This is a genomic window from Pseudonocardia sp. Ae331_Ps2, assembly GCF_001932405.1.
GTDB lineage: Bacteria > Actinomycetota > Actinomycetes > Mycobacteriales > Pseudonocardiaceae > Pseudonocardia.
The window spans coordinates 788653-808500 of record NZ_MCIM01000001.1 but is presented as its reverse complement, the minus strand read 5'-3'; the positions used below and the strand labels follow the sequence as shown (position 1 = coordinate 808500).

The 19848-nt window shown below is 74.8% G+C and carries 17 protein-coding genes; 11 read left to right on the top strand and 6 right to left on the bottom strand.

The features are described 5' to 3' along the window. Positions 1-22: 22 nt before the first annotated feature. Genes Ae331Ps2_RS03930 through Ae331Ps2_RS03920 form a run of 3 tightly spaced genes read right to left on the bottom strand, consistent with a single transcriptional unit; the run spans position 23 to position 2449 of the window. The gene (locus tag Ae331Ps2_RS03930; protein WP_020627724.1) at positions 23-1654 is read right to left on the bottom strand and encodes a peptide chain release factor 3; all 1632 of its coding nucleotides are present in this window, start codon (positions 1652-1654) and stop codon (positions 23-25) included. Positions 1655-1663: 9 nt separating this feature from the next. Then, positions 1664-2062 carry a VOC family protein gene (locus Ae331Ps2_RS03925; protein ID WP_075310636.1) on the bottom strand — a complete coding sequence of 133 codons (399 nt, stop codon included), beginning with the start codon at positions 2060-2062 and terminating at the stop codon, positions 1664-1666. A 3-nt stretch (positions 2063-2065) separates the two neighbouring features. Further along, a complete protein-coding gene (locus tag Ae331Ps2_RS03920; RefSeq protein ID WP_020627726.1) occupies positions 2066-2449 on the bottom strand; it encodes an ankyrin repeat domain-containing protein in 384 nt (127 codons plus the stop codon). A 58-nt stretch (positions 2450-2507) separates the two neighbouring features. Here Ae331Ps2_RS03920 and ligA point away from each other — a divergent pair, with 58 nt between their 5' ends. Both ligA and Ae331Ps2_RS03910 read left to right on the top strand, forming a co-directional pair. After that, positions 2508-4952, top strand: coding sequence for an NAD-dependent DNA ligase LigA (gene ligA / locus Ae331Ps2_RS03915; RefSeq protein WP_075310638.1), 2445 nt, complete (start codon positions 2508-2510; stop codon positions 4950-4952). A gap of 245 nt (positions 4953-5197) precedes the next feature. Then, positions 5198-5917 (top strand): 3-keto-5-aminohexanoate cleavage protein, encoded by a 720-nt coding sequence (locus tag Ae331Ps2_RS03910; protein WP_060713011.1) that lies wholly within the window; start codon positions 5198-5200, stop codon positions 5915-5917. 59 nt (positions 5918-5976) lie between these two features. On the opposite strand, the gene Ae331Ps2_RS03905 is transcribed toward Ae331Ps2_RS03910, so the two are convergent. Then, entirely contained in the window at positions 5977-6633 is a 657-nt protein-coding gene (locus Ae331Ps2_RS03905; protein ID WP_075310640.1) for an amino acid-binding protein, read from the bottom strand. Positions 6634-6966: 333 nt separating this feature from the next. On the opposite strand from Ae331Ps2_RS03905, the gene gatC reads away from it, so the two are divergent. The 4 genes from gatC to Ae331Ps2_RS03885 all read left to right on the top strand — a co-directional run bounded on the left by gatC (position 6967) and on the right by Ae331Ps2_RS03885 (position 11391). Continuing rightward, positions 6967-7293: an Asp-tRNA(Asn)/Glu-tRNA(Gln) amidotransferase subunit GatC gene (gene gatC, locus Ae331Ps2_RS03900; protein ID WP_020622204.1), complete on the top strand. Its 327-nt coding sequence runs from the start codon at positions 6967-6969 to the stop codon at positions 7291-7293. Next, positions 7290-8798 carry an Asp-tRNA(Asn)/Glu-tRNA(Gln) amidotransferase subunit GatA gene (gene gatA / locus Ae331Ps2_RS03895; protein WP_075310642.1) on the top strand — a complete coding sequence of 503 codons (1509 nt, stop codon included), beginning with the start codon at positions 7290-7292 and terminating at the stop codon, positions 8796-8798. Before gatC ends, gatA begins: the two co-directional genes overlap by 4 nt. After that, positions 8795-10297, top strand: coding sequence for an Asp-tRNA(Asn)/Glu-tRNA(Gln) amidotransferase subunit GatB (gene gatB, locus Ae331Ps2_RS03890; protein ID WP_020622202.1), 1503 nt, complete (start codon positions 8795-8797; stop codon positions 10295-10297). Before gatA ends, gatB begins: the two co-directional genes overlap by 4 nt. Positions 10298-10434: 137 nt before the next feature. Continuing rightward, positions 10435-11391 (top strand): ABC transporter substrate-binding protein, encoded by a 957-nt coding sequence (locus tag Ae331Ps2_RS03885; RefSeq protein ID WP_075310644.1) that lies wholly within the window; start codon positions 10435-10437, stop codon positions 11389-11391. A gap of 45 nt (positions 11392-11436) precedes the next feature. Here the strand turns inward: Ae331Ps2_RS03885 and Ae331Ps2_RS03880 are convergent, their stop codons facing one another. After that, positions 11437-12534, bottom strand: a complete 1098-nt coding sequence (locus Ae331Ps2_RS03880) for a sorbosone dehydrogenase family protein (RefSeq protein WP_233147642.1) — start codon at positions 12532-12534, stop codon at positions 11437-11439. A gap of 55 nt (positions 12535-12589) precedes the next feature. Here Ae331Ps2_RS03880 and Ae331Ps2_RS03875 point away from each other — a divergent pair, with 55 nt between their 5' ends. The 5 genes from Ae331Ps2_RS03875 (at position 12590) to Ae331Ps2_RS03855 (ending at position 18803) form a co-directional block, all read left to right on the top strand. Further along, a complete protein-coding gene (locus tag Ae331Ps2_RS03875) occupies positions 12590-13510 on the top strand; it encodes a 2-hydroxyacid dehydrogenase (protein ID WP_075310648.1) in 921 nt (306 codons plus the stop codon). 269 nt (positions 13511-13779) lie between these two features. Beyond that, the gene (locus tag Ae331Ps2_RS03870; protein WP_233147641.1) at positions 13780-14811 is read left to right on the top strand and encodes a polyprenyl synthetase family protein; all 1032 of its coding nucleotides are present in this window, start codon (positions 13780-13782) and stop codon (positions 14809-14811) included. After that, positions 14801-15817, top strand: coding sequence for a UbiA family prenyltransferase (locus tag Ae331Ps2_RS03865; protein WP_233147640.1), 1017 nt, complete (start codon positions 14801-14803; stop codon positions 15815-15817). The genes Ae331Ps2_RS03870 and Ae331Ps2_RS03865 overlap by 11 nt, the downstream gene beginning before the upstream one ends. Continuing rightward, a complete protein-coding gene (locus Ae331Ps2_RS03860; RefSeq protein WP_075310650.1) occupies positions 15814-17490 on the top strand; it encodes a prenyltransferase/squalene oxidase repeat-containing protein in 1677 nt (558 codons plus the stop codon). Before Ae331Ps2_RS03865 ends, Ae331Ps2_RS03860 begins: the two co-directional genes overlap by 4 nt. After that, positions 17487-18803: an NAD(P)/FAD-dependent oxidoreductase gene (locus Ae331Ps2_RS03855; protein ID WP_083695213.1), complete on the top strand. Its 1317-nt coding sequence runs from the start codon at positions 17487-17489 to the stop codon at positions 18801-18803. The genes Ae331Ps2_RS03860 and Ae331Ps2_RS03855 overlap by 4 nt, the downstream gene beginning before the upstream one ends. 11 nt (positions 18804-18814) lie before the next feature. Here the strand turns inward: Ae331Ps2_RS03855 and Ae331Ps2_RS03850 are convergent, their stop codons facing one another. Next, the gene (locus Ae331Ps2_RS03850) at positions 18815-19831 is read right to left on the bottom strand and encodes a methyltransferase (RefSeq protein ID WP_075310652.1); all 1017 of its coding nucleotides are present in this window, start codon (positions 19829-19831) and stop codon (positions 18815-18817) included. Between the last annotated feature and the right edge of the window lie 17 nt (positions 19832-19848).

The following is a 19848-nucleotide window of genomic DNA, read 5'->3' as shown; positions in this document are numbered from 1 at the left end:
CGCGGCGACGGTGTTCAGCGGATCAGGAGATCGAGGACCCGGCGGGCATGGCCTCGAACCGCATGTCCGGGAACTTGCGCTGGATGATGTCCATCCGCCACTTGTTGGTGAACAACGCGAGGTGCTCGCCGTCGGAGTCGCGGCGCAGGACCTCGCACTCGGACTGCCCGGCCAGCTTCTCGACCGCCTCGGCGTCGACCAGGCGCGCGATCTGGTACGGCAGCCGGTCGAGGGTGACCGGCGCGTTGAACTCGGTCTCCAGCCGTGTGGTGACCACGTCGAACTGCAGCGGCCCCACCGCGGCCAGCACCGGTGCCTGGTCGCCGCGCAGGTCCGAGCGCAGGATCTGGATGACCGCCTCGTTGCCGAGCTGCTCGATCCCCTTGCGGAACTGCTTGTACTTGCCCGCGTCCTTCGCGCGGATCACCGCGAAGTGCTCGGGGGCGAACGCCGGGATCGAGGGGAACTCGACCGGGTCGGCCGCGTAGAGGGTGTCCCCGGGACGCAGGGCGGTGGCGTTGACCAGGCCGACGATGTCGCCGGGGAACGCCTCCTCGACGGTCGTGCGCTCGGCGCCGAACACCGACTGCGCGTACTTGGTCGCGAACGGCTTGCCCGTCGCGGCATGGGTGAGCACCATGCCGCGCTCGAAGCGGCCCGAGCAGATCCGCAGGAACGCCATGCGGTCACGGTGCGCCTTGTCCATGCCGGCCTGGACCTTGAAGATCAGCCCGGAGGTGGGCGCCTCCAGCGGGCGGTCCTCGCCCTTCACGTCGGGCCGCGGGGCGGGCGGCGGGGCGAGGTCGACCAGCGAGTCGAGCAGCCGGGCGACGCCGATGTTGGACAGCGCCGAGCCGAACAGGACCGGGGTGGCCGTGCCGGAGCGGAAGCCCTCCTCGTCGAAACCGGCGCCGATCTCGTCGAGCAGGCCCAGCTCGTCCTGCGCGTTCTGCCAGTACTCGGGCTCCTGCGCGGCGATCGTCTCGGCGTCGACGACCTGTGCGGTGGCCTTCGTCGCGCCGCCGGCGGCCCGGGTGAACGCGGTGTACTCGCCGGTGCTGCGCTCGATGAGCCCCTTGAACTGCCCGGCGATGCCCAGCGGCCAGGTCAGGGGCATCGGGCGCAGGCCGATGGTCTGCTCGACCTCGTCGAGCAGCTCCAGGGCCTCGCGGCCCGGCCGGTCCCACTTGTTGACGAAGGTGACGATCGGGACGCCGCGCGAGCGGCAGACGTCGAAGAGCTTGAGGGTCTGCGGCTCGAGACCCTTCGCCGCGTCGAGCAGCATCACCGCGGCGTCGACGGCGGCGAGCACCCGGTAGGTGTCCTCGGAGAAGTCGCCGTGGCCGGGGGTGTCGAGCAGGTTGATCACGCAGTCCCGATAGGAGAACTGCAGCACCGCCGAGGACACCGAGATGCCGCGGGCACGCTCCATCTCCATCCAGTCCGACGTGACGCCCTTGCGGCCGGACTTGCCGTGCACCGCACCGGCGGAGTCGATGACCTCCGCGTGCAGCGCCAGCGCCTCGGTCAGGGTCGACTTGCCCGCGTCGGGGTGGGAGATCACCGCGAACGTCCGGCGGCGGGCGGTCTCGCCGACGACGCGCGCGTCGGTGGCGGTGCCGGTCTGCCGGGTGACGTTCTCGATGGTGCTCACACCTGCATTCTAGGCGTCGCCACCGACACCCCCCGACGACGGCGCCCGGCTCAGGTCGACCACGCAGAAGACGTTGCCGTCGGGGTCGGCGAGGACGACGAAGTCGGGCGCGGCGGGGTAGTCGTCCCAGGCCGGCCGGGTCGCGCCCAGCGAGGTCAGCCGCGCCACCTCGGCGTCCTGCTCGTCGGTGGTGTCGACCAGGAGGTCCAGGTGGAGCCGGGGTCTGGGCTCGGGCGGGGACGCGCTGCGCATCAGGCCGAGCACCCGCTCGCCGGCGGAGCCGGTCAGGGTGCGCCAGGACGGGCTCGACCACTCGTCGGAGACGTGCAGGTGCAGCGCGGCGGCCCAGAACGCGGCGGCCCGGTCGAGGTCGACGACGCCGACCACCGGGAACCCGAGCCTCAGCACGGCTCAGGCCCCCGCTTCCAGCAGCGCCCGCATGTCGGGCAGGTCGAAGTGCTCGACGGTCGCCCACGCCGACGGGCTGCCGTGGTGCGGGTCGGCGCCCGCGGCCAGCAACGCGGTGACCGACGGCGCCGACCGGGCGAACAGCGCGGCGGCGAGCGCGGTCTGGCCGCGGTCGTTGGTGTGGTCCGGCTCCGCGCCGCGGGCCAGCAGGTCGGCGACGACGGCGTCGTGGCCGTAGTAGGCGGCGAGGATCAGCAGGGTGTCGCCCTTGGGGTCGGTCAGGCCGACCGGGACGCCCGCGTCGAGGTAGGCGCCCAGCCGGTCCGCCGCGCCCTCGCGGGCCAGGTCGAACATCCGGTGCGCGAGCTCCACGGCAGCCTGGTCCATCCCCCGACCGTAGATTCCCCTGCTCGGTTGCGCATGACTGTCGGGGGGCGCGGCTAACCTGCGCCTCGTGAGTTCCCAGTCCGACGCCCAGCAGGCCCGCGAGCGCCACGCGCAGCTGGCGGCCGAGGTGGCCGACCACCAGTTCCGCTACTACGTGCTGGACGCCCCGGTCGTCTCCGACGGCCAGTTCGACGAGCTGTGGCACGAGCTGCTCGCGCTGGAGGAGGCCCACCCCGAGCTGGTCACGCCGGACTCGCCGAGCCAGCGCGTCGGCGGGACCTTCTCCACCGACTTCACCTCCTACGACCATCTCGAGCGGATGTTGTCGCTGGACAACGCCTTCTCGCCCGAGGACCTGCGCACCTGGCACGAGCGGGTGACGAAGGAGGTCGGCGGGGACCTGCACTACCTGTGCGAGCTCAAGATCGACGGGCTCGCGGTCAACCTGCTCTACGAGGGCGGGCGGCTCACCCGGGCCCTGACCCGCGGCGACGGGCGCACCGGCGAGGACATCACGCTCAACATGCGCACCCTCGCCGAGGTGCCCGAGCGGCTGACCGGCACCGACGAGTTCCCGGTGCCGGCGCTCGTCGAGGTCCGTGGCGAGGTCTACTTCCGGCTGGAGGACTTCGAGCGGCTCAACGCCTCGCTGGTCGAGGCGGGCAAGGAGCCGTTCGCGAACCCGCGCAACACCGCGGCCGGCTCCCTGCGCCAGAAGGACCCGCGGGTCACCGGCTCGCGCAACCTGCGGCTGATCTGCCACGGATTGGGCAAGCGGGAGGGGTTCACCCCCGACACCCAGTCCCACGCCTACGACGCACTGGTCGCCTGGGGCCTGCCGGTCTCCCCGCGCACCAGGGTGCTCCAGGGGATCGAGAAGGTGATCGAGTACGTCGAGTACTGGGGTGAGCACCGGCACGACGTCGAGCACGAGATCGACGGCGTCGTCGTGAAGGTCGACGAGGTGGCGCTGCAGCGCAGGCTCGGCGCGACCTCCCGGTTCCCGCGCTGGGCGATCGCCTACAAGTACCCGCCGGAGCAGGCCACCACCCGGCTGCTCGACATCCGGGTCAACGTCGGGCGGACCGGCCGGGTCACCCCGTTCGCGGTGATGGAGCCGGTGAAGGTCGCCGGGTCCACGGTCGAGATGGCGACCCTGCACAACGCCGACGAGGTGCGTCGCAAGGGCGTGCTGATCGGTGACCGGGTGGTCATCCGCAAGGCGGGCGACGTCATCCCCGAGGTGCTGGGGCCGGTCACCGACGTGCGCGACGGCTCCGAGCGCGAGTTCGTCATGCCGACGCACTGCCCCGAGTGCGGCACCGCGCTCGTGCAGCAGAAGTCGGGCGACGTCGACCGGCGCTGCCCGAACGCCCGTTCCTGCCCGGCGCAGCTGCGGGAGCGGCTGTTCCACGTCGCGGGCCGGGGCGCGTTCGACATCGAGGGGCTCGGCTACGAGGCCGCGGTGGCGCTGCTGACCTCGGGCGTGCTGACCGACGAGGGCGACGTCTTCTCCCTCACCGAGGCCGACCTGCTGCGGACCGAGCTGTTCCGCAACCAGAAGGGCGAGCTGACGGTCAACGGCCGCAAGCTGCTGAGGAATTTGGAGGCGGCCAAGGACCGGCCGCTGTGGCGGGTGCTGGTGGGGCTGTCGATCCGGCACGTCGGGCCGACCGCCGCGCAGGCGCTGGCCCGCGAGTTCGGGTCGATGGAGGCCCTCGAACGCGCCGCGGCACAGGCGAAGGCGGACACCGAGGCCGCCGGGGTCGCGATCGTCTCCGACGGGACGGCGGGGGAGGACGACGCCGCGGCCGAGGCCGCCGCGTCGACGCCCGAGGGTGCCGCGGCCGAGGCGACCGGCGACGTCGAGGCCGCCGAGGCGGAGGCGGCGGTTGCCGCAGGCGAGGCGGAGGCGGCACCCGGCGACGGGTCTGCCGGTGATGGGTCTGCCGGCGACGGGGCGCCAGACGACGGGGCGCCCGGTGAAGGGGCGCCCGGCGACGGGGCCGCCGACGCCGCGGCCGTGGAGGCCGCGAAGCAGGAGCGGGCCGCGGCGCGTGCCCGGGCGAAGGCCGTCGCGGAGGCGCTCGCGCCGATCGCCGGGGTCGACGGCGTCGGCCCGACCATCGCCGCGGCGGTGCGGGACTGGTTCTCCGTCGACTGGCACCGCGAGGTCGTGCAGAGGTGGCGGGCCGCGGGCGTCGCGATGGAGGACGAGGTCGACGACTCGGTGCCCCGCTTCCTGGAGGGCCTCTCGATCGTCATCACCGGCTCGATGGAGAACTGGTCCCGCGACGAGGCCAAGGAGGCGATCATGGCCCGCGGCGGGCGGGCGGCCGGGTCGGTGTCGAAGAAGACGGCCTTCGTCGTCGCGGGGGAGGCGCCCGGCTCGAAGTACGACAAGGCCGTCGAGCTCGGGGTGCCGGTGCTGGACGAGGCCGGGTTCGAGGTCCTGCTCGACCGCGGCCCCGACGCGGCGCGGGAGCAGGCCGCCGACGCCTGACGGCCCGGAGTCCGGTCCGCCGCGTGACCGGGGAATCCGCCCGGCGGCCGGACCTGCAGCACGCCGACGGTGAGCGACCACTCACCGGGCGTGTCGGGCGTCCGGCGCGGCCCGGCGTCCGGACGCCGACGTCGCCCGGACGCGTCCGCGCCCGGACGCCGGCCGCGGACGATCACCGCCTACCCTCGGTCGCTCGCCGGGGTCGTCCCGGCGGGAGGACGACCACTCGGATCGGGGAACACACGGTGTTGCAGGCGGCGCTCAACGGCTCACGACCGGCGGACGCGCACCCGGCGTTGCCGACCCTGGCCCGCCACCTCGCCCGTGACGCCCGGGCCGTCGCCCGGCTCGGCGTCACCTCGGTGCACGTGCACCCGCGCGACGACAGCGGCGCCGAGACGATCGAGCCCGCCGTGGTCGGCGACGTCGTGTCGCTGATCCGCCAGGAGGCCCCTGGCATCGAGATCGGCGTCCCGACCGGTCGCTGGATCCAGCCCGACCCCAAGGACCGCGTCGAGACCGTCCTGTCCTGGGGCCGGCTCGGCTCCGGCAAGCCCGACGTGTGCGGCGTCAATGTGCACGAGCTCGGCTGGACCGAGGTCTGCCACGCCGCGTGGTCGGTCGGCATCGCCGTCGAGCTCGGTGTCTGGACCAGCGGTGACGCCGTCACCCTCCGCCAGAACGGGCTGCCCCCGGGCACCCGCCGGGTGATCGCGGAGTCGACGGTGATCGACCCGGAGACCGCCGTCGCCGAGGGCATCCGGATCCTGCGCGCGCTCGGCCAGCCCCCCGTTCCCGTGCTGCTGCACGGCGAGGAGGAGGGCGCCTGGCCGGTGCTGGAGTACGCGACCCGGGTCAACATCGACACCCGGATCGGCTTCGAGGACGTACTGGTGCGCCCCGACGGCTGGCTCGCGACCGGCAACGACGACCTCGTCCGCACCGCCCTGTCGATCCGGGTCTGACCTGGATCCGCCGCACCCGCGCCCCGGCGACCCGGGTGGACCGGGGCGGGCGGCGGGGGTCAGGCCTTCAGCACCGTCGCGACGATCCCCGCGAGGTGCGCCAGCCGCGCCAGCTCCGACGGCCGGAACACCGGGCCACCCGGCCGTCCGACCACCAGCGTCTTCGGCGGTTCCCCGGTCCCGAACGGCGCGGCGGCCAGCTCGGTGTCCATCGCCCGCCACGGCTCGGGCACCCAGTGGCTGTCGTCGAGGGCGATCGCCCGGTCCAGCGGCAGCCAGGGCAGGTCCCCGGACCGGGTCTCGGGCGCCGCGGCGCTCTCCGCGATCCGGAAGGAACGACCGTTCTCGCTGACCGCGACCAGCGCCCAGCCGGCGCGGAACAGCCGCGGCACCTCGCCGGCGAGCAGGTCGAGCCCGTGCGCGTGGTCGCCGGCGATCTCGTCGAGCAGCTCCAGCTCGCGGTGGGTGTCCAGCTGCCCGGTGTGCGGGCGCACCGACTCCACCGACACCCCGGGCACCGACTCGGCCGCGGTGATGAGCACGTCCGGCGGCCGGTTGGTCGGCAGCTCCACGGCGATGTCGTCGACCGCCTGTCCGTCGCCGCGCTCCACGACGTCGACGCTGAGGATGTCCGCCCCCGCCCCGCCGAGGGCGGAGGCGACGGCCCCGAGATTGCCGGGCTTGTCCGGGAGGACGACCCGGAGCAGGAACGACACGGAGTGGATCCTCTCCCTCGACAGCGAGCGCCTCATCGGCACGCGTGTGCACCGCACCGGAGTGGCGGGGGGCGGTTCCGGGCGGGAACGATGATCCTGCCACCCTCGGGGCCGTCGGTCACCCGCCACCCGCATCATGGTGTGCGTACCTGGTCACCGGGGGGCGATCGGCCGGTGGACCGGCGGGAATAGACTCGCCCGATGGACCGGCGCGCGCGGGAGCGGCCGGGTCGTGTCGGCAGCCGGACCGGCGGTCGCACCGTCGTCGCCGCACCGTCGTCGCGACCGTCCACCCGCCGTCGTCATCATCGGACACCATCCCAGAGGAGGGGCATGACCGCCGATTCCGCGGAGCGGACGGGCGGGGTCATCACCCGGGACGAGGTCGCACACCTCGCCCGGCTGGCCCGCCTGGCCGTCACCGACTCCGAGCTGGACACCTTCGCGTCGCAGCTCGACGTGATCATCGGGTCGGTGGCCCGGGTCGGAGAGGTCGCCGCCGACGACATCCCGCCGACCTCGCACGCCGTCCCGCTGGAGAACGTCTTCCGCCCGGACGAGCGCCGCCCCGGCCTGAGCCAGGAGCAGGCGCTCGCCGGCGCCCCGGCCGCCGAGGACGGGCGCTTCCGCGTCCCGCGGATCCTGGGGGAGGAGCAGTGAGCGACCTGATCCGCCTCACCGCGGCCGAGCTCGCGGAGAAGATCCACTCCCGCGAGGTCTCCGCCGTCGAGGTCGCCCAGGCCCACCTCGACCGGATCGCCGCCGTCGACGGTGAGGTGCACGCGTTCCTGCACGTCGGCGCCGAGGCCGCGGTGGCCGCCGCCGCGCTGGTCGACGAGCGGATCGCCGCGGGCGAGGTCCCGGAGTCCCCGCTGGCCGGGGTGCCGCTGGCGCTCAAGGACGTGTTCACCACCTCGGACATGCCCACCACCTGCGGCTCGCGGATCCTCGACGGCTGGCAGCCGCCCTACGACGCGACGGTCACCACGCGCCTGCGCGCCGCCGGGATCACGATCCTCGGCAAGACCAACATGGACGAGTTCGCGATGGGCTCCTCCACCGAGCACTCGGCGTACGGCGTCACCCGCAACCCGTGGGACACCACCCGGGTGCCGGGCGGCTCCGGCGGCGGGTCGGCGGCGTCGCTGGCCGCGTTCGAGGCGCCGTTGGCGATCGGCACCGACACCGGCGGCTCGATCCGCCAGCCCGCCGCGTTCACCGGCACCGTCGGCGTCAAGCCCACCTACGGCCAGGTGTCCCGCTACGGGCTGGTCGCCTGCGCGTCGTCGCTGGACCAGGGTGGGCCGTGCGCGCGCACCGTGCTGGACGCGGCGCTGCTGCACGAGGTCATCGCCGGCCACGACCCGCTCGACTCGACCTCGATCGACCGGCCGGTCCCGGCCGTCGTCGAGGCGGCACGCCAGGGCGCGACCGGGGACCTGTCCGGGCTGAAGGTCGGCGTCGTGCGCGAGCTGGGCGGCGAGGGCTACCAGCCCGGCGTCCGCTCGGCGTTCGACGCCTCGCTGCGCCGGCTGGAGAAGCTGGGTGCCGAGATCGTCGAGGTCGCCTGCCCGCACTTCGAGTACGGGATGGCCGCGTACTACCTGATCCTCCCCAGTGAGGTGTCGTCGAACCTCGCCCGGTTCGACGCCATGCGCTACGGCCTGCGCGCCTCCGAGGGCCGCTCCGCCGAGGAGGTCATGGCCAACACCCGCGAGCAGGGCTTCGGGCCCGAGGTCAAGCGGCGGATCATGCTCGGCACCTACGCGCTGTCCAGCGGCTACTACGACGCCTACTACGGCCAGGCGCAGAAGGTCCGCACGCTCATCAGCCGGGACTTCGCCGCGGCGTTCGCCCAGGCCGACGTGCTCGTGTCGCCGACGGCGCCGACCGTGCCGTTCCCGATCGGGGACAAGGTCGACGACCCGCTGGCCATGTACCTGAACGACCTGGCCACCATCCCGACGAACCTGGCCGGGGTGGCCGGCATGTCGGTGCCCAACGGGATCTCCGAGGGGCTCCCGACCGGCCTGCAGATCATGGCCCCCGCGCTCGGCGAGGCCGTCATGTACCGCGTCGGGGCGGCGTTCGAGGCCGCCCGCGACGCCGACGAGGGCGGTCCGCTGATCGCCCGCGTCCCGGACGTTGCTGAGGTGAGGGCATGACCGCGGCCGTGGAGCTGGTCGACTTCGACGATGTCGTCGCCCGGTACGACCCCGTCCTGGGCATCGAGGTGCACGTCGAGCTGTCGACGAACACCAAGATGTTCTGCGGCTGCCCGACGGAGTTCGGGGCCGAGCCCAACACCCAGGTCTGCCCGGTCTGCCTGGGGCTGCCCGGCGCGCTGCCGGTGGTCAACCGGGCCGCGGTGGAGTCGGCGATCCGGATCGGCCTGGCGCTGAACTGCTCGATCGCGCCGTGGGGCCGGTTCGCCCGGAAGAACTACTTCTATCCGGACATGCCGAAGAACTTCCAGACCTCCCAGTACGACGAGCCGATCGCCACGGGCGGGTTCCTGGACCTGACCCTCGACGACGGCGAGGTCGTCCGGATCGGCATCGAGCGCGCGCACATGGAAGAGGACACCGGCAAGTCGCTGCACGTCGGCGGCTCCGACGGTCGCATCCACGGCGCCGACCACTCGCTGCTGGACTACAACCGGGCAGGCGTCCCGCTGATCGAGATCGTCACGACGATGATCCCGGACACCGGGGCCCGTGCCCCGGAGGTGGCCCGCGCCTACGTCACCGCGCTGCGCGACCTGATCCGGTCCCTGGGCGTCTCCGACGTCCGGATGGACCAGGGCTCGATGCGTGCCGACGTGAACCTCTCGCTGTCGCCGAAGGGCGGCCCGCTGGGCACCCGCACCGAGACGAAGAACGTCAACTCGCTGCGGTCGGTCGAGCGCGCGGTCCGGCACGAGATGAGCCGGCAGGCCGGCGTGCTCGACGCGGGCGGGGAGATCGTCCAGGAGACCCGGCACTTCGACGAGGCGACCGGCCACACCCGCGCCGGGCGACGCAAGGAGACCTCGGAGGACTACCGGTACTTCCCGGAGCCCGACCTGGTCCCGATCGCCCCGTCCGCCGAGTGGGTCGAGGAGCTGCGCGGCACCCTGCCCGAGCTGCCGTGGGAGCGCCGCAAGCGCATCCAGAGCGACTGGGGCATCTCCGACGAGGAGCTGCGCGACCTGGTCAACGGCGGGGCGCTGGAGCTGGTCGAGGCCACCGTCGCGGCCGGTGCGCCGTCGCAGGAGGCCCGCTCGTGGTGGGTGTCCTACCTGGCCCAGCAGGCCAACACCCGCTCGGTCGAGCTCGCCGAGCTCGCGATCACCCCGGCACAGGTCGCCCGGGTGATCGAGCTGGTCGCGGCGGGGGAGCTGACCAACAAGCTCGCCCGCCAGGTCGTCGACGGCGTGCTCGACGGCGAGGGCGGCCCGGACGAGGTCGTCGCCGCCCGCGGGCTGAAGGTCGTCTCCGACGAGGGCGCGCTGGTCGCCGCCGTCGACGCGGCGCTGGCCGAGCAGCCCGACGTCGCGGAGAAGATCCGCGGTGGCAAGGTCCAGGCGGCCGGGGCCATCGTCGGCGCGGTCATGAAGGCGACGAAGGGCCAGGCCGACGCCAAGCGGGTCCGCGAGCTGATCGTCGAGCGGGTCGGGGCCTGACCGGAGTGGCACGCGTGACGGGCCCCGGTCCGGTCGGAGCAACCGACCGGACCGGGGCCCGTTCCTCGTCCGCGACACGCGACCGCCAAGTGAGGCGAGGCTAAGCTCACCGGAGATCCCACGCCTCCGGAGGGCCCGTGTCCACTGCACTGCTCGAGCGCCCCGTCGTCGAGAACGCCACCCGCCGCCAACTGCTCGCCGCCGTCGGCGCCACCGGCCTGCTCGCCGCCTGCGGTCGCCCGTCGGCGCCCGTCGGCGCGGCCCCGGCGGGCGCGACCCGCAGCGTCACCACCTCGCTCGGCACCTACGACGTCCCGGTCGCGCCGGTGTCGGTGCTGGCCGTCGACTCGCGGGTCGACCTGGAGACCGCCGTCGCGCTCGGCCTGCCGGTGTCGGCGACCAGCCTGCGTCCCCCGGCCGCGTGGGTCCCGGCCCCGCCGGGGCTGCCGGTCCTGAAGGGTCCGATCGTCGACGAGGAGGTCCTCGCGCTGCGCCCGGACCTGATCGTCTGCTCCGCCGAGGACGACGGTGAGTACTGGCCGACCGCCCGGCTGCAGCGGATCGCGCCGGTCGTCCCGACCTCGTTCGACGTGCCGTGGCGCACCGACCTGACCACGATCGCCACCCAGCTCGACCGGCGCGACGCACTGGACCGGGTGCTGGCCGAGTACGACGCGGTCGCCGCCGGGGTCCGGGAGCGCCGCCGCGGGGCGCTGGCGACCAGGCGGATCGTCGTCGCCCAGTGGCGGCCCGAGGCGGGCACGTTCGTGGTGAACACGGCGGGCAGGCTGCAGCAGCAGGTGCTGACCGACCTGGGCGGCTCGCTGGCCGGGGAGGAACGCGCCTACGCCGCGGACCAGGAGGTGCCGCTGGAGGAGATGAGCCGGTTCCGCGACGCCGACGGATTCTACCTGCAGAACACCGGCACCGAACGGGCGCTCGCGACGATGCGTGACGTCCCGGTGTGGCGCGAGCTCCCCGCGGTGCGGGCCGGGAAGGTCGTCGAGACCACGGGCAACGTCAACTACGGCAGCGTCTACAGCGCGATGCAGGTCGCCCGCGACCTGGACGCGCTGTACGCGCTGCTCGGCTGAGCGTCCGGGGCGCTCGGCCGGAGACGGGCCCGCGCCGAGCCGGTGTCAGATCGCGCTGGCCCCGCCGCCGGTCGGCGGCTGGATGCGGACCACCCGGTCGTCGGTGCTGCCGGGGGCGCCGCCGTCGCGGTTCACGGTGCCCAGCCAGAGCAGGCCGTCCGGGGCGAGGGTGACCGGGCCGATGCGGCCGTAGGTGTCCTCCAGCACCGGCTTCGGGTCACCGGTGAAGGTGCCCTCGGGACCCGGGTTGAGCACGAACAGCGCCTTCCCGGTGCTCTGGGCGACGACGACCGCGCCCGGCAGCACCGTGCACCCCGCGACTCCGGGACGGTCCGGCCAGGTCCACGCCGGCGCACCGAGCGCGCCCGGGGCGACGCGGTACAGGACGTCGCGCCCGGCCGTCCGGTCGGTGACCCAGGTGGTCCGTGCCGCCGGGTCGACGCACACCCCGCCCGGTGCGGTGAGCCCGCGGGCCAGGACCGGCGAGGCGCGGTCGGGGTTGCCCGGGGCCGGCCGGCCCAGGGTGTCGATCCGCAGCACCGCCCCGGCGAGCGGACCCGCCCCGGCGGGCGTGGCGACCAACAGCGAGGAGCCGTCGGCGTCGACGGCCAGCGCCCCACCCGGGGGCAGCCCCGCCAGCACCGGCTTCGGCGCCTCACCGGGTGCGATCCGCCAGACCCGGCCCTCGGACAGGGCGTAGAGCAGGCGGTCCTCGGCGTAGCCGGGGGAGAGGACCAGCCCGGTCAGCCCACCCGCCGGATCGACCGGCACCGTCGCGACCGGCCGCGGCGTGGCGTTGCGGCGGACCTCCAGCACCCGTCCGGTCCGCCGCTCGGCGACGAGTGCGTGGTCGCCCTGCGGGAGCACCGCCACCGCCCCGACCGGCCCCAGGCACGCGGCCACGACCTGGGGGTCCGGGTCGACGCACGGCTGCGGGGCCGCCGCGGGCCCCTGCTGCTGCGGCGACGGCGGCCGGCCCGACGGCGGTGCCTGCTCCTCCGGGGCGATCCGGGGCGGCCCGCCCAGCTCGCCGGCGCCCTCGGCCTGGGGTCGCCAGTCGCGCGTGCCCGCGTCGGGGAAGGTGGCGCAACCGGCCAGCAGCACGACGAGCGTCGCGACGATCAGCAGCAGCCGGGCGGTCACGAGGAGCCAGGCTAGGCCCCGCGAGGTGAGTGCCCGGTGAGTACGGTCGGACGCCATGAGCAGTCCCGTGACCGTCCTCGTGCCGCACGCCGCCGGAGCCGAGATCCTGTCCGAGGTGGACGGGCTGGAGCCGGTCGTCTACGACCCGGAGAAGCCGCTGCCGGACGAGGCGGGGCGGGCCCGGGTCCTGGTCGCCCCGTTCCTGGCGACCTCCGAGGCCGTCGCGATGACCGAGCAGATGCCGCACCTGGAGCTGGTGCAGCTGCTCACCGCCGGGGCCGAGGCGTGGATCGGACGGCTGCCCGACGGTGTCGCGCTCTCCGACGGCCGTGGCGCGCACGGCGGCGCGACCGCCGAGTGGGTCGTGTCGGTGCTGCTCGCCGTCTACCGCCACCTCGACCGGTTCGTGCGGGCCCAGGACCGCGGTGAGTGGGACTACCACCAGACCGAGGAGCTGGCCGGCAAGAAGATCCTCATCGTGGGCGCGGGCGACGTGGGGCAGAAGACCCGGGCCCGTCTGGAGCCCTTCGAGGTGGAGACCGCGATGGTCGGTCGCACCGCCCGCGACGGCGTCCACGGCTGGGACGAGCTGCCCGCCCTGCTCCCGCGGTACGACGCGACCGTGCTGATCGTCCCGCTCACCGACGAGACCCGCGGCATGGTCGACGCCGACTTCCTGGCCGCCATGCCCGACGGGGCGCTCCTGGTCAACGGCGCCCGCGGACCGGTGGTGGACACCGACGCGCTCCTCGCCGAGCTCACCTCGGGCCGCATCCGGGCCGCCGTCGACGTCACCGACCCCGAGCCGCTGCCGCCGGGGCACCCGCTCTGGTCGGCACCCGGGCTCCTGCTGACGCCGCACGTCGGGGGGACCGTGCCGATGGCGATGCGCCGGGCCTACGGCGTCGCGGCCGAGCAGCTGGCGGCGTTCGTCCGGGGCGAGGAGCCTCCGAACCTGGTGACCGGGGCGTACTGAGCGGAGTCGTTCCTGCCCCGAGGGCGGTGTCGGCGGCTGCGGAGAACGCGGTCGCAGAGTCTGGTGAAAACCCCGGAGTTCGGGTGTTAAGCGATGTCCGGCCGGCGCCGCAAGCGCTTGCCCGACCTATGACGTAATCGTACGTTCGGGCCGCGTTCACCGGCTGACACGGCACCGATCGTGCCTGTGCCGCTCTCGGGGAGGTTCTGCCTGATGATCCGGACCGCTCGCCCGCAATGCTCGACGAGGAATTGTCGGAGACCTGCCCTGTGCCGGGCACAGTGAGCCGGGCGCTGTCGCTCACCGACGGCGACACCGCCCGGGACGACGCGGTGGCCCGCGGCCTCGTCCGCTCCGCGCTCGCCGAGCGTCGTCCGGACACCGGCTCCCGGTTCGACGAGATGACCCGCTACGCGCTGCTCGCGCCGGGCAAGCTCCTGCGACCGCTCATGCTGCTCACCGCGGCGGAGGCCGTCGGCGGCCGGCGCGAGGACGTGCTCCCCGCCGCCGCGGCGGTCGAGCACCTGCACGTCGCCTCACTGGTGCACGACGACATCATCGACGACGACGACCTGCGTCGCGGCCGGCCGTCGGTGCACGCCCGCTACGGCGTCCCGGACGCCATCGTGACCGGCGACGCGCTGCTGTTCGAGGTGTTCGCCGTCGTCGCCGAGTGTGCGGCCCCGCCGGAGGCCGTCGTCACGGCCGTCGCCGAGTTGGCCCGTGCCGGTAGCGACCTGTGCCGCGGACAGGTCCAGGAGTCCCAGCTCGTCGCGCCCGGACCCGGCCGACCGGGAAGCACACTGGACGACTACCTCGAGGTGGCCGCTCTCAAGACCGGAGCCCTGTTCCGGGGGGCGTGCCGGGCGGGCGCCGCGCTCGGCGGCGGGGACGCCGGGCAGGTCGACCTGCTCGGGGACTACGGCCACCACACCGGGGTCGCGTTCCAGCTGTTCGACGACCTGCTGCCCTACCTCGACGACGCCGTGGTCACGGGCAAGCCCGCGACCAGCGACGCCGCCAACCTGCGGCCCACCTGGCCGGTCCTGCTGGCACACCGCGACGGTGGACCCGCCGTGCGGCGGGCGGTGGAGACCGCCCTGTCCGGGGATCTCGGCCCGAGCGAGGCGCACGAGATGCTCCGCGCGGCGGTGACCGCGGACGACCTCTGGGACGCGGCGCGGTGCGGGGCGCGCGGCCACGCCGACCGGGCCGTGGCCCGCCTCGGTGAGCTCCCCGGTGCCGAGGCGGCACGCCGGCTCGCCGGGATCGCCGCGATCGCCGTCGACCGTGACCGCTGACGGGCGCACCCTGCGCGCCGACGCCCGTGCCGCACCGCGGCGGGGCGGGGGGACCTGGCAGGCGCACTGGGAGACCTGGCGGCCGTACACCACCTGGCACCCGGCGTTGCTGGGACTGGCCGGGGCGCTGGTGGCGGGCGGCAGCTCCCCGGGGCCGCTCGCCGTCGCGGTGCTGGCCCCGGTGCTCGGCTGGCTGGCCGGGCACTACCTCGGTGACTACTTCGACCGGGACCTGGACGCGATCGCCAAGCCGCACCGCCCGATCCCGTCCGGCAGGCTCACCCCCCGGGCCGCGCTGACCTGCGGGATCGCCTGCGTCGCCGGCTCGCTGGTGCTGACCACCGTGGTGAACTGGCGGACGCTGCCGGTGTTCGCCTGCGCGGTCGCCGGGATCATCACCTACAGCCGGCTGTTCAAGCAGCGGGGGCTGGCCGGCAACCTCAACCGCGGGGTGCTCTCCGCGCTCGCGATGGTCGTGGGGGCGATGGCCGTCGCGCCGTGGCCCCCCTGGGCGTTGCTGCCCGCCGCGCTGGGCTTCGCCCTGCACGACACCGCGTCCAACCTGATCGGGACGGTGCGCGACGTCGACGGCGACCGCGCGGGTGGCTACCGGTCGGTGCCGGTCCGGCACGGCACCGCGACGGCGGTCCGGACCGCGGCCGTGCTCTGGCTGTCGGCGATGGTCGCGGTCGGGGTGGGCGCCGTCGTCGCGGACCGGCCTGCCGCCCAGTTCGGTGGTCTGGCACTGGCGGTGCTCGTCGGTGGCTGTGCCTTCGTCGTGGTGCGCCCCGGCACGGTGACGCCCCGTCGTGCGCTGCGCTCGCACGAGGTGCTGGTCGCCGAACGAATGCTGCTCGCGGGCGCCGTCGTCGCGGGTGCCGCGGGGCCGCTCGTGGCCGGGGCGGTGGTGCTGCCCGCACTCGTCTCATCGCTGGTCATGCAGGCCCGGATGCGGGCCCGGCACGAGTTCCCGGCCGATGCCGGGGACGGAGAGGACACACCATGACACCGGCCCACGCCGGGACCGGCCGGCTCGCCGACGAGGTGGCGGAGGCGATCGCGGGAGGGGCCGAGGCGCTGCTGCGGTCGCGCCGCGACGACGGCGTGTTCGACTACGGCGCCGACAGCCTGCGGTCCACCCTCGCGACGGCGGGTGCGGTCACCGCGCTGCACTTCGCCGATCCCGGTGGGACCGCCGACCTGATCGCCGCCGGGGCCGCACGGCTGCGTCGCACCCAGACCGAGGACGGCGGCTGGGCGATGGTGCCCGGTCTGCCCGCGGAGCCGGGCCCGACCGCCGTGTCGGCCGCCGCGCTGCACCTCGTCGACCCGGCGGGGTCCGCCGAGCAGGTCGCGGCCGGGCGGCGGTGGATGGAGCGCTACGGCGGCCTCGCCGCGATCCCGCACCCGGAGGTCGTGCTCTGGTGCCGGCAGTTCTACGGGTTCGTCGGCTGGATCGCGCCGGCCGACATGCGGCGTTTCCCGCTGGAGCTGGCGTTGCTGCCCGGCCTGTACCGGCGGCTGTTCGACCTGCGGCTGCCGATGGCCTCGGCGCTGGGGCTCGCCCAGACCCGGCACCGCCGGATGACCCGGGTGCAGCGCACGCTGTCCCGGCTGGCCGAACCGAACGCGCTGCGCGTGATCCGCCAGACCTACGAGCACGAGGGATCCGCGGGATCCTGGTCGGAGGACGCCTGGGTGACCGGCCTGGTCTGCACCGGGCTGGCCCGCGCCGGCGTCGGCCAGGACATGGTGGACGCCGCCGTCGGCTGGCTGCGCCGGTCCATGCACCCGGACGGCTCGTGGGCCACGACCCCGCTGGACGCGGCCTGGACGATGTACGCGGTACGGGGCCTGGTCGAGGCCGGCTACGGCGACGACGAGCGCCTGGTCGCCTCCCGGGACGCACTGCTGGGCCTGCAACAGCACCGGCCCTTCCTCGCCTTCGGCTGCCCGCCCGGCTTCTGGGGCTGGACCGCAGGGCGCGGCTGGCCCGCGGTGCTGGAGACGGGCGAGATCGTGTCCGTGCTCAGCAGGCTCCCCGGCACCGTGCAGGGCGCCGCCGTCGCCGAGGGGGTCGGCTGGCTCACCGACCGGCAGGACTCCCGCGGCTCCTGGGGGCTGTGCGTGCGCAACACCAGGGTCGCGAACAGCGGCCCCTGCCCGACGACGACCGCGCAGGCGCTCGACGCCCTGCTCGACGCCGGGGTGCCGGCCGACGACCGGCGGGTCCGTCGCGCGCTGCGCTGGCTGGGCCGGGCCCAGCTGACCGGTGGTGGCTTCGAGTCGGTCTGGTACCGCGAGCACACGATGGGCACCGCCGCGGTGCTGGAGACCTTCGCCCGCTGCGGCCGCGGCGGGGACGGGCCCGCGGTCCGCGCCAGGGCCCTGCTGGAGCGCACCCGCAACCCCGACGGGTCCTGGGGCGACGGCCACGGCGCCCCGGGAACCGTGGAGGAGACCGGCTGGGCGGTCGCGGCACTGCTCGCCGCCGGTGCGGCCCCGGCGGAGGTGGAACCGGCCGTGCGGTGGCTGCTGGCGGCCCGCCTGCCGGACGGCGGCTGGCCGGCCGCGCCGGTGCACGAGTACGTCCGCCGGGTGAGCCGCTACGCCAACCCGGGGTTCACCCACGGGATGGCGCTGCGCGCGCTCGGCCGCTACCGGAAGGCCCTGACGTGAGCCACGGACACGACACCGACTACGACGCCGACTGCGACACCGATTACGACACCGAGTACGACGCGGTGGTGTGCGGCGCCGGGGTGGCCGGTCTGGCCGCGGCCTGCGCGCTGGGCAGGCTCGGGCACCGGGTCCTGGTGCTGGAGAAGCGCCCGGAGCCGCAGCAGGTCGCCAAGGGCGAGGTGCTGCAGCCGGGATCCCTCGGCATCCTGCGGGAGTGGGGCGTGGCGGACCGGCTGGAGGCGGCGGGTGCGCTGCGGCTGGAGCACCTGGTCGCCCGGGCCGCCGACGGGACGCCCCGGATGCGGCTGGACTACGGGCACCTGCCCACCCCGCAGCCCTGGCTGCTGGCCCACGACTACCCGACGATCCTGCGGGCGCTCGGCGACTCCCTGCCCCCTGGCGTCGAGGTGCGGCGCGGGGCGCTGGTCGAGGGACTGGTCCGGACCGGTGACCGGGTCACCGGCGTCCGGTGCGACGGCACCGCGGTCACGGCCGCGCTGGTCGTCGCCGCCGACGGCGTCTCCTCGCGGCTGCGGCGCGAGGCCGGGCTGACCGCGCCCCGTTCCGACTACCCGCACCGGCTCGCCGCCTTCGAGCTGGCGGGCACCGTCCCGCCGGACTTCTCCGCCTACGTGACCGACGGCGGGCTGCGGCTGCGGTACCCGCTCCCGGGGGGCCGGGTGCGGTTGTACGTCCAGGTCGCCGCGGACGAGCTGCGCGGGCTCGGGCCGGACGGGCTCCGCGCCTGGAGCGACCGGGTGCTGCGCGGCTGCCCCGGGCTCGACCCGGTGGCCGAGGCGTTCCGCGCGGGTGTCGCGGACCGTCAGGTGCTGCCGGTGTCCCGGGCACTCGCGCCGGCGCTGACGGTGCCGGGGCTGGCCCTGGTCGGGGAGAGCGGACACCTGGTGCACCCGATGGCGGCGCAGGGCATGAACAGCTCGATCGCCGACGCCCACACCCTGGCCGCGATGCTCCGGCAGGGCGGCTCGCTGCAGGCCGACGTCGTCGACCACGCGCTGCGCCGCTACGACACCGCACGCCGCCACGACCTGCACCACATCGGCCGGACCAGCCACAACGCCGCCCGGATGATCACCGGACGGTCCTGGATCGGGGACCGCGCGCTGACCGGGACCGGTGCCAACGACCGGATCCGGCACGAGGTCATGCACACCATGTCCGGACTCGGGATCCGGCGCCTGACCCCGGTGGACCGCCTGCACCAGATCGGGCTGCTCCCCGACCCGCGGGCCGCCCGGCTACCCGGCTGGGCCCGGACGGTCCGCGGGTCGGGTGCGGCGGCCCGATGACCCCACGGACCTCACGCCCTGGCGTACTCCAGCACGACCAGACCGTTCGCGCCGTCCCGGCGACCCCGGGCGACCAGACCGGCCTCGGCCGCGAGGACGTCGAAGGCCTCCGGTGCCCGCTCCCGGCCGCCCAGCAGGGTCAGCGACTGCAGGTCGAACGACGCGTTGTTCTTCGCGTGCTCCTCCCCGGCCAGCACCTCGACCACCAGCACCCGGCCGTCGGGCGCGACGGCCTCGGCGCAGCGGCGCAGGATCCGGACGGCGTCCTCGTCGGGCCAGTCGGTGAGCACCCGGGACACCAGCAGCACGTCGTAGCCGGTGGGCAGTGGCTCCAGGAAGCTGCCGCCGACGAAGCGGGCCCGCTCGCCCAGCCCGGCCCCGGACAGGAACTCCTCGGCCTCCGGGGCGACCTCCGGCAGGTCGAGCACGGCGCCGTGCAGGTGCGGGTGCGCGGACAGGACCGCGTGGAGCAGCGCCCCGGTGCCGCCGCCGACGTCGAGCACCGAGGAGACCGGCGCCCAGTCGTACCCGGCGGCGACCTCGGGACCGGTCTGCCAGGCGAAGCCGGCCATCGTCGCGCCGAAGAACAGGCGCAGCCGCTCGTCGGCGCGGTAGTCCGCCCAGAACTCTCGGCCGTGCACCGCGGGGTAGGCCGAGCGGCCGGTGCGGACCGCGTGCAGCATCCCGCCGTAGGCGAGGTCCATCCGCAGGCCCGGCCCGTCGGCGTCGAGCCAGGCACGCAGCAGTGCGTTGCGGTCGTCCAGCAACGCCTCGGAGACCGGGGTCAGCGCGTACCGGCCCGGCGCGGGCTCGGCGAACAGTCCGGCCGAGACGAGATGGCGGAGCAGCCGGACGAGCGCGTCGGGATCGGCACCGGAGGCCGCGGCGAGCTCACCGGCGTCGGTTCGACCGTCCCGGACCAGCTCCGGCAGCCGCAGGGCGACCGCGGTGCGCACCGCGAACGGGGTCGCCAGGTCGACGAGTGCGGCGAGAGCGGCGGTGCCGTCCTGCGTGGTCGGACTGGTCACGGAGTTCCTTTCGACGA

Coding starts and splice junctions, on each gene's coding strand:
- Ae331Ps2_RS03920 (WP_020627726.1), bottom strand. CDS start 2,449: ATGGACCAGGCTGCCGTGGAGCTCGCGCACCGGATGTTCGACCTGGCC.
- gatC (WP_020622204.1), top strand. CDS start 6,967: ATGACCGCCGATTCCGCGGAGCGGACGGGCGGGGTCATCACCCGGGAC.
- gatB (WP_020622202.1), top strand. CDS start 8,795: ATGACCGCGGCCGTGGAGCTGGTCGACTTCGACGATGTCGTCGCCCGG.
- Ae331Ps2_RS03875 (WP_075310648.1), top strand. CDS start 12,590: ATGAGCAGTCCCGTGACCGTCCTCGTGCCGCACGCCGCCGGAGCCGAG.
- Ae331Ps2_RS03860 (WP_075310650.1), top strand. CDS start 15,814: ATGACACCGGCCCACGCCGGGACCGGCCGGCTCGCCGACGAGGTGGCG.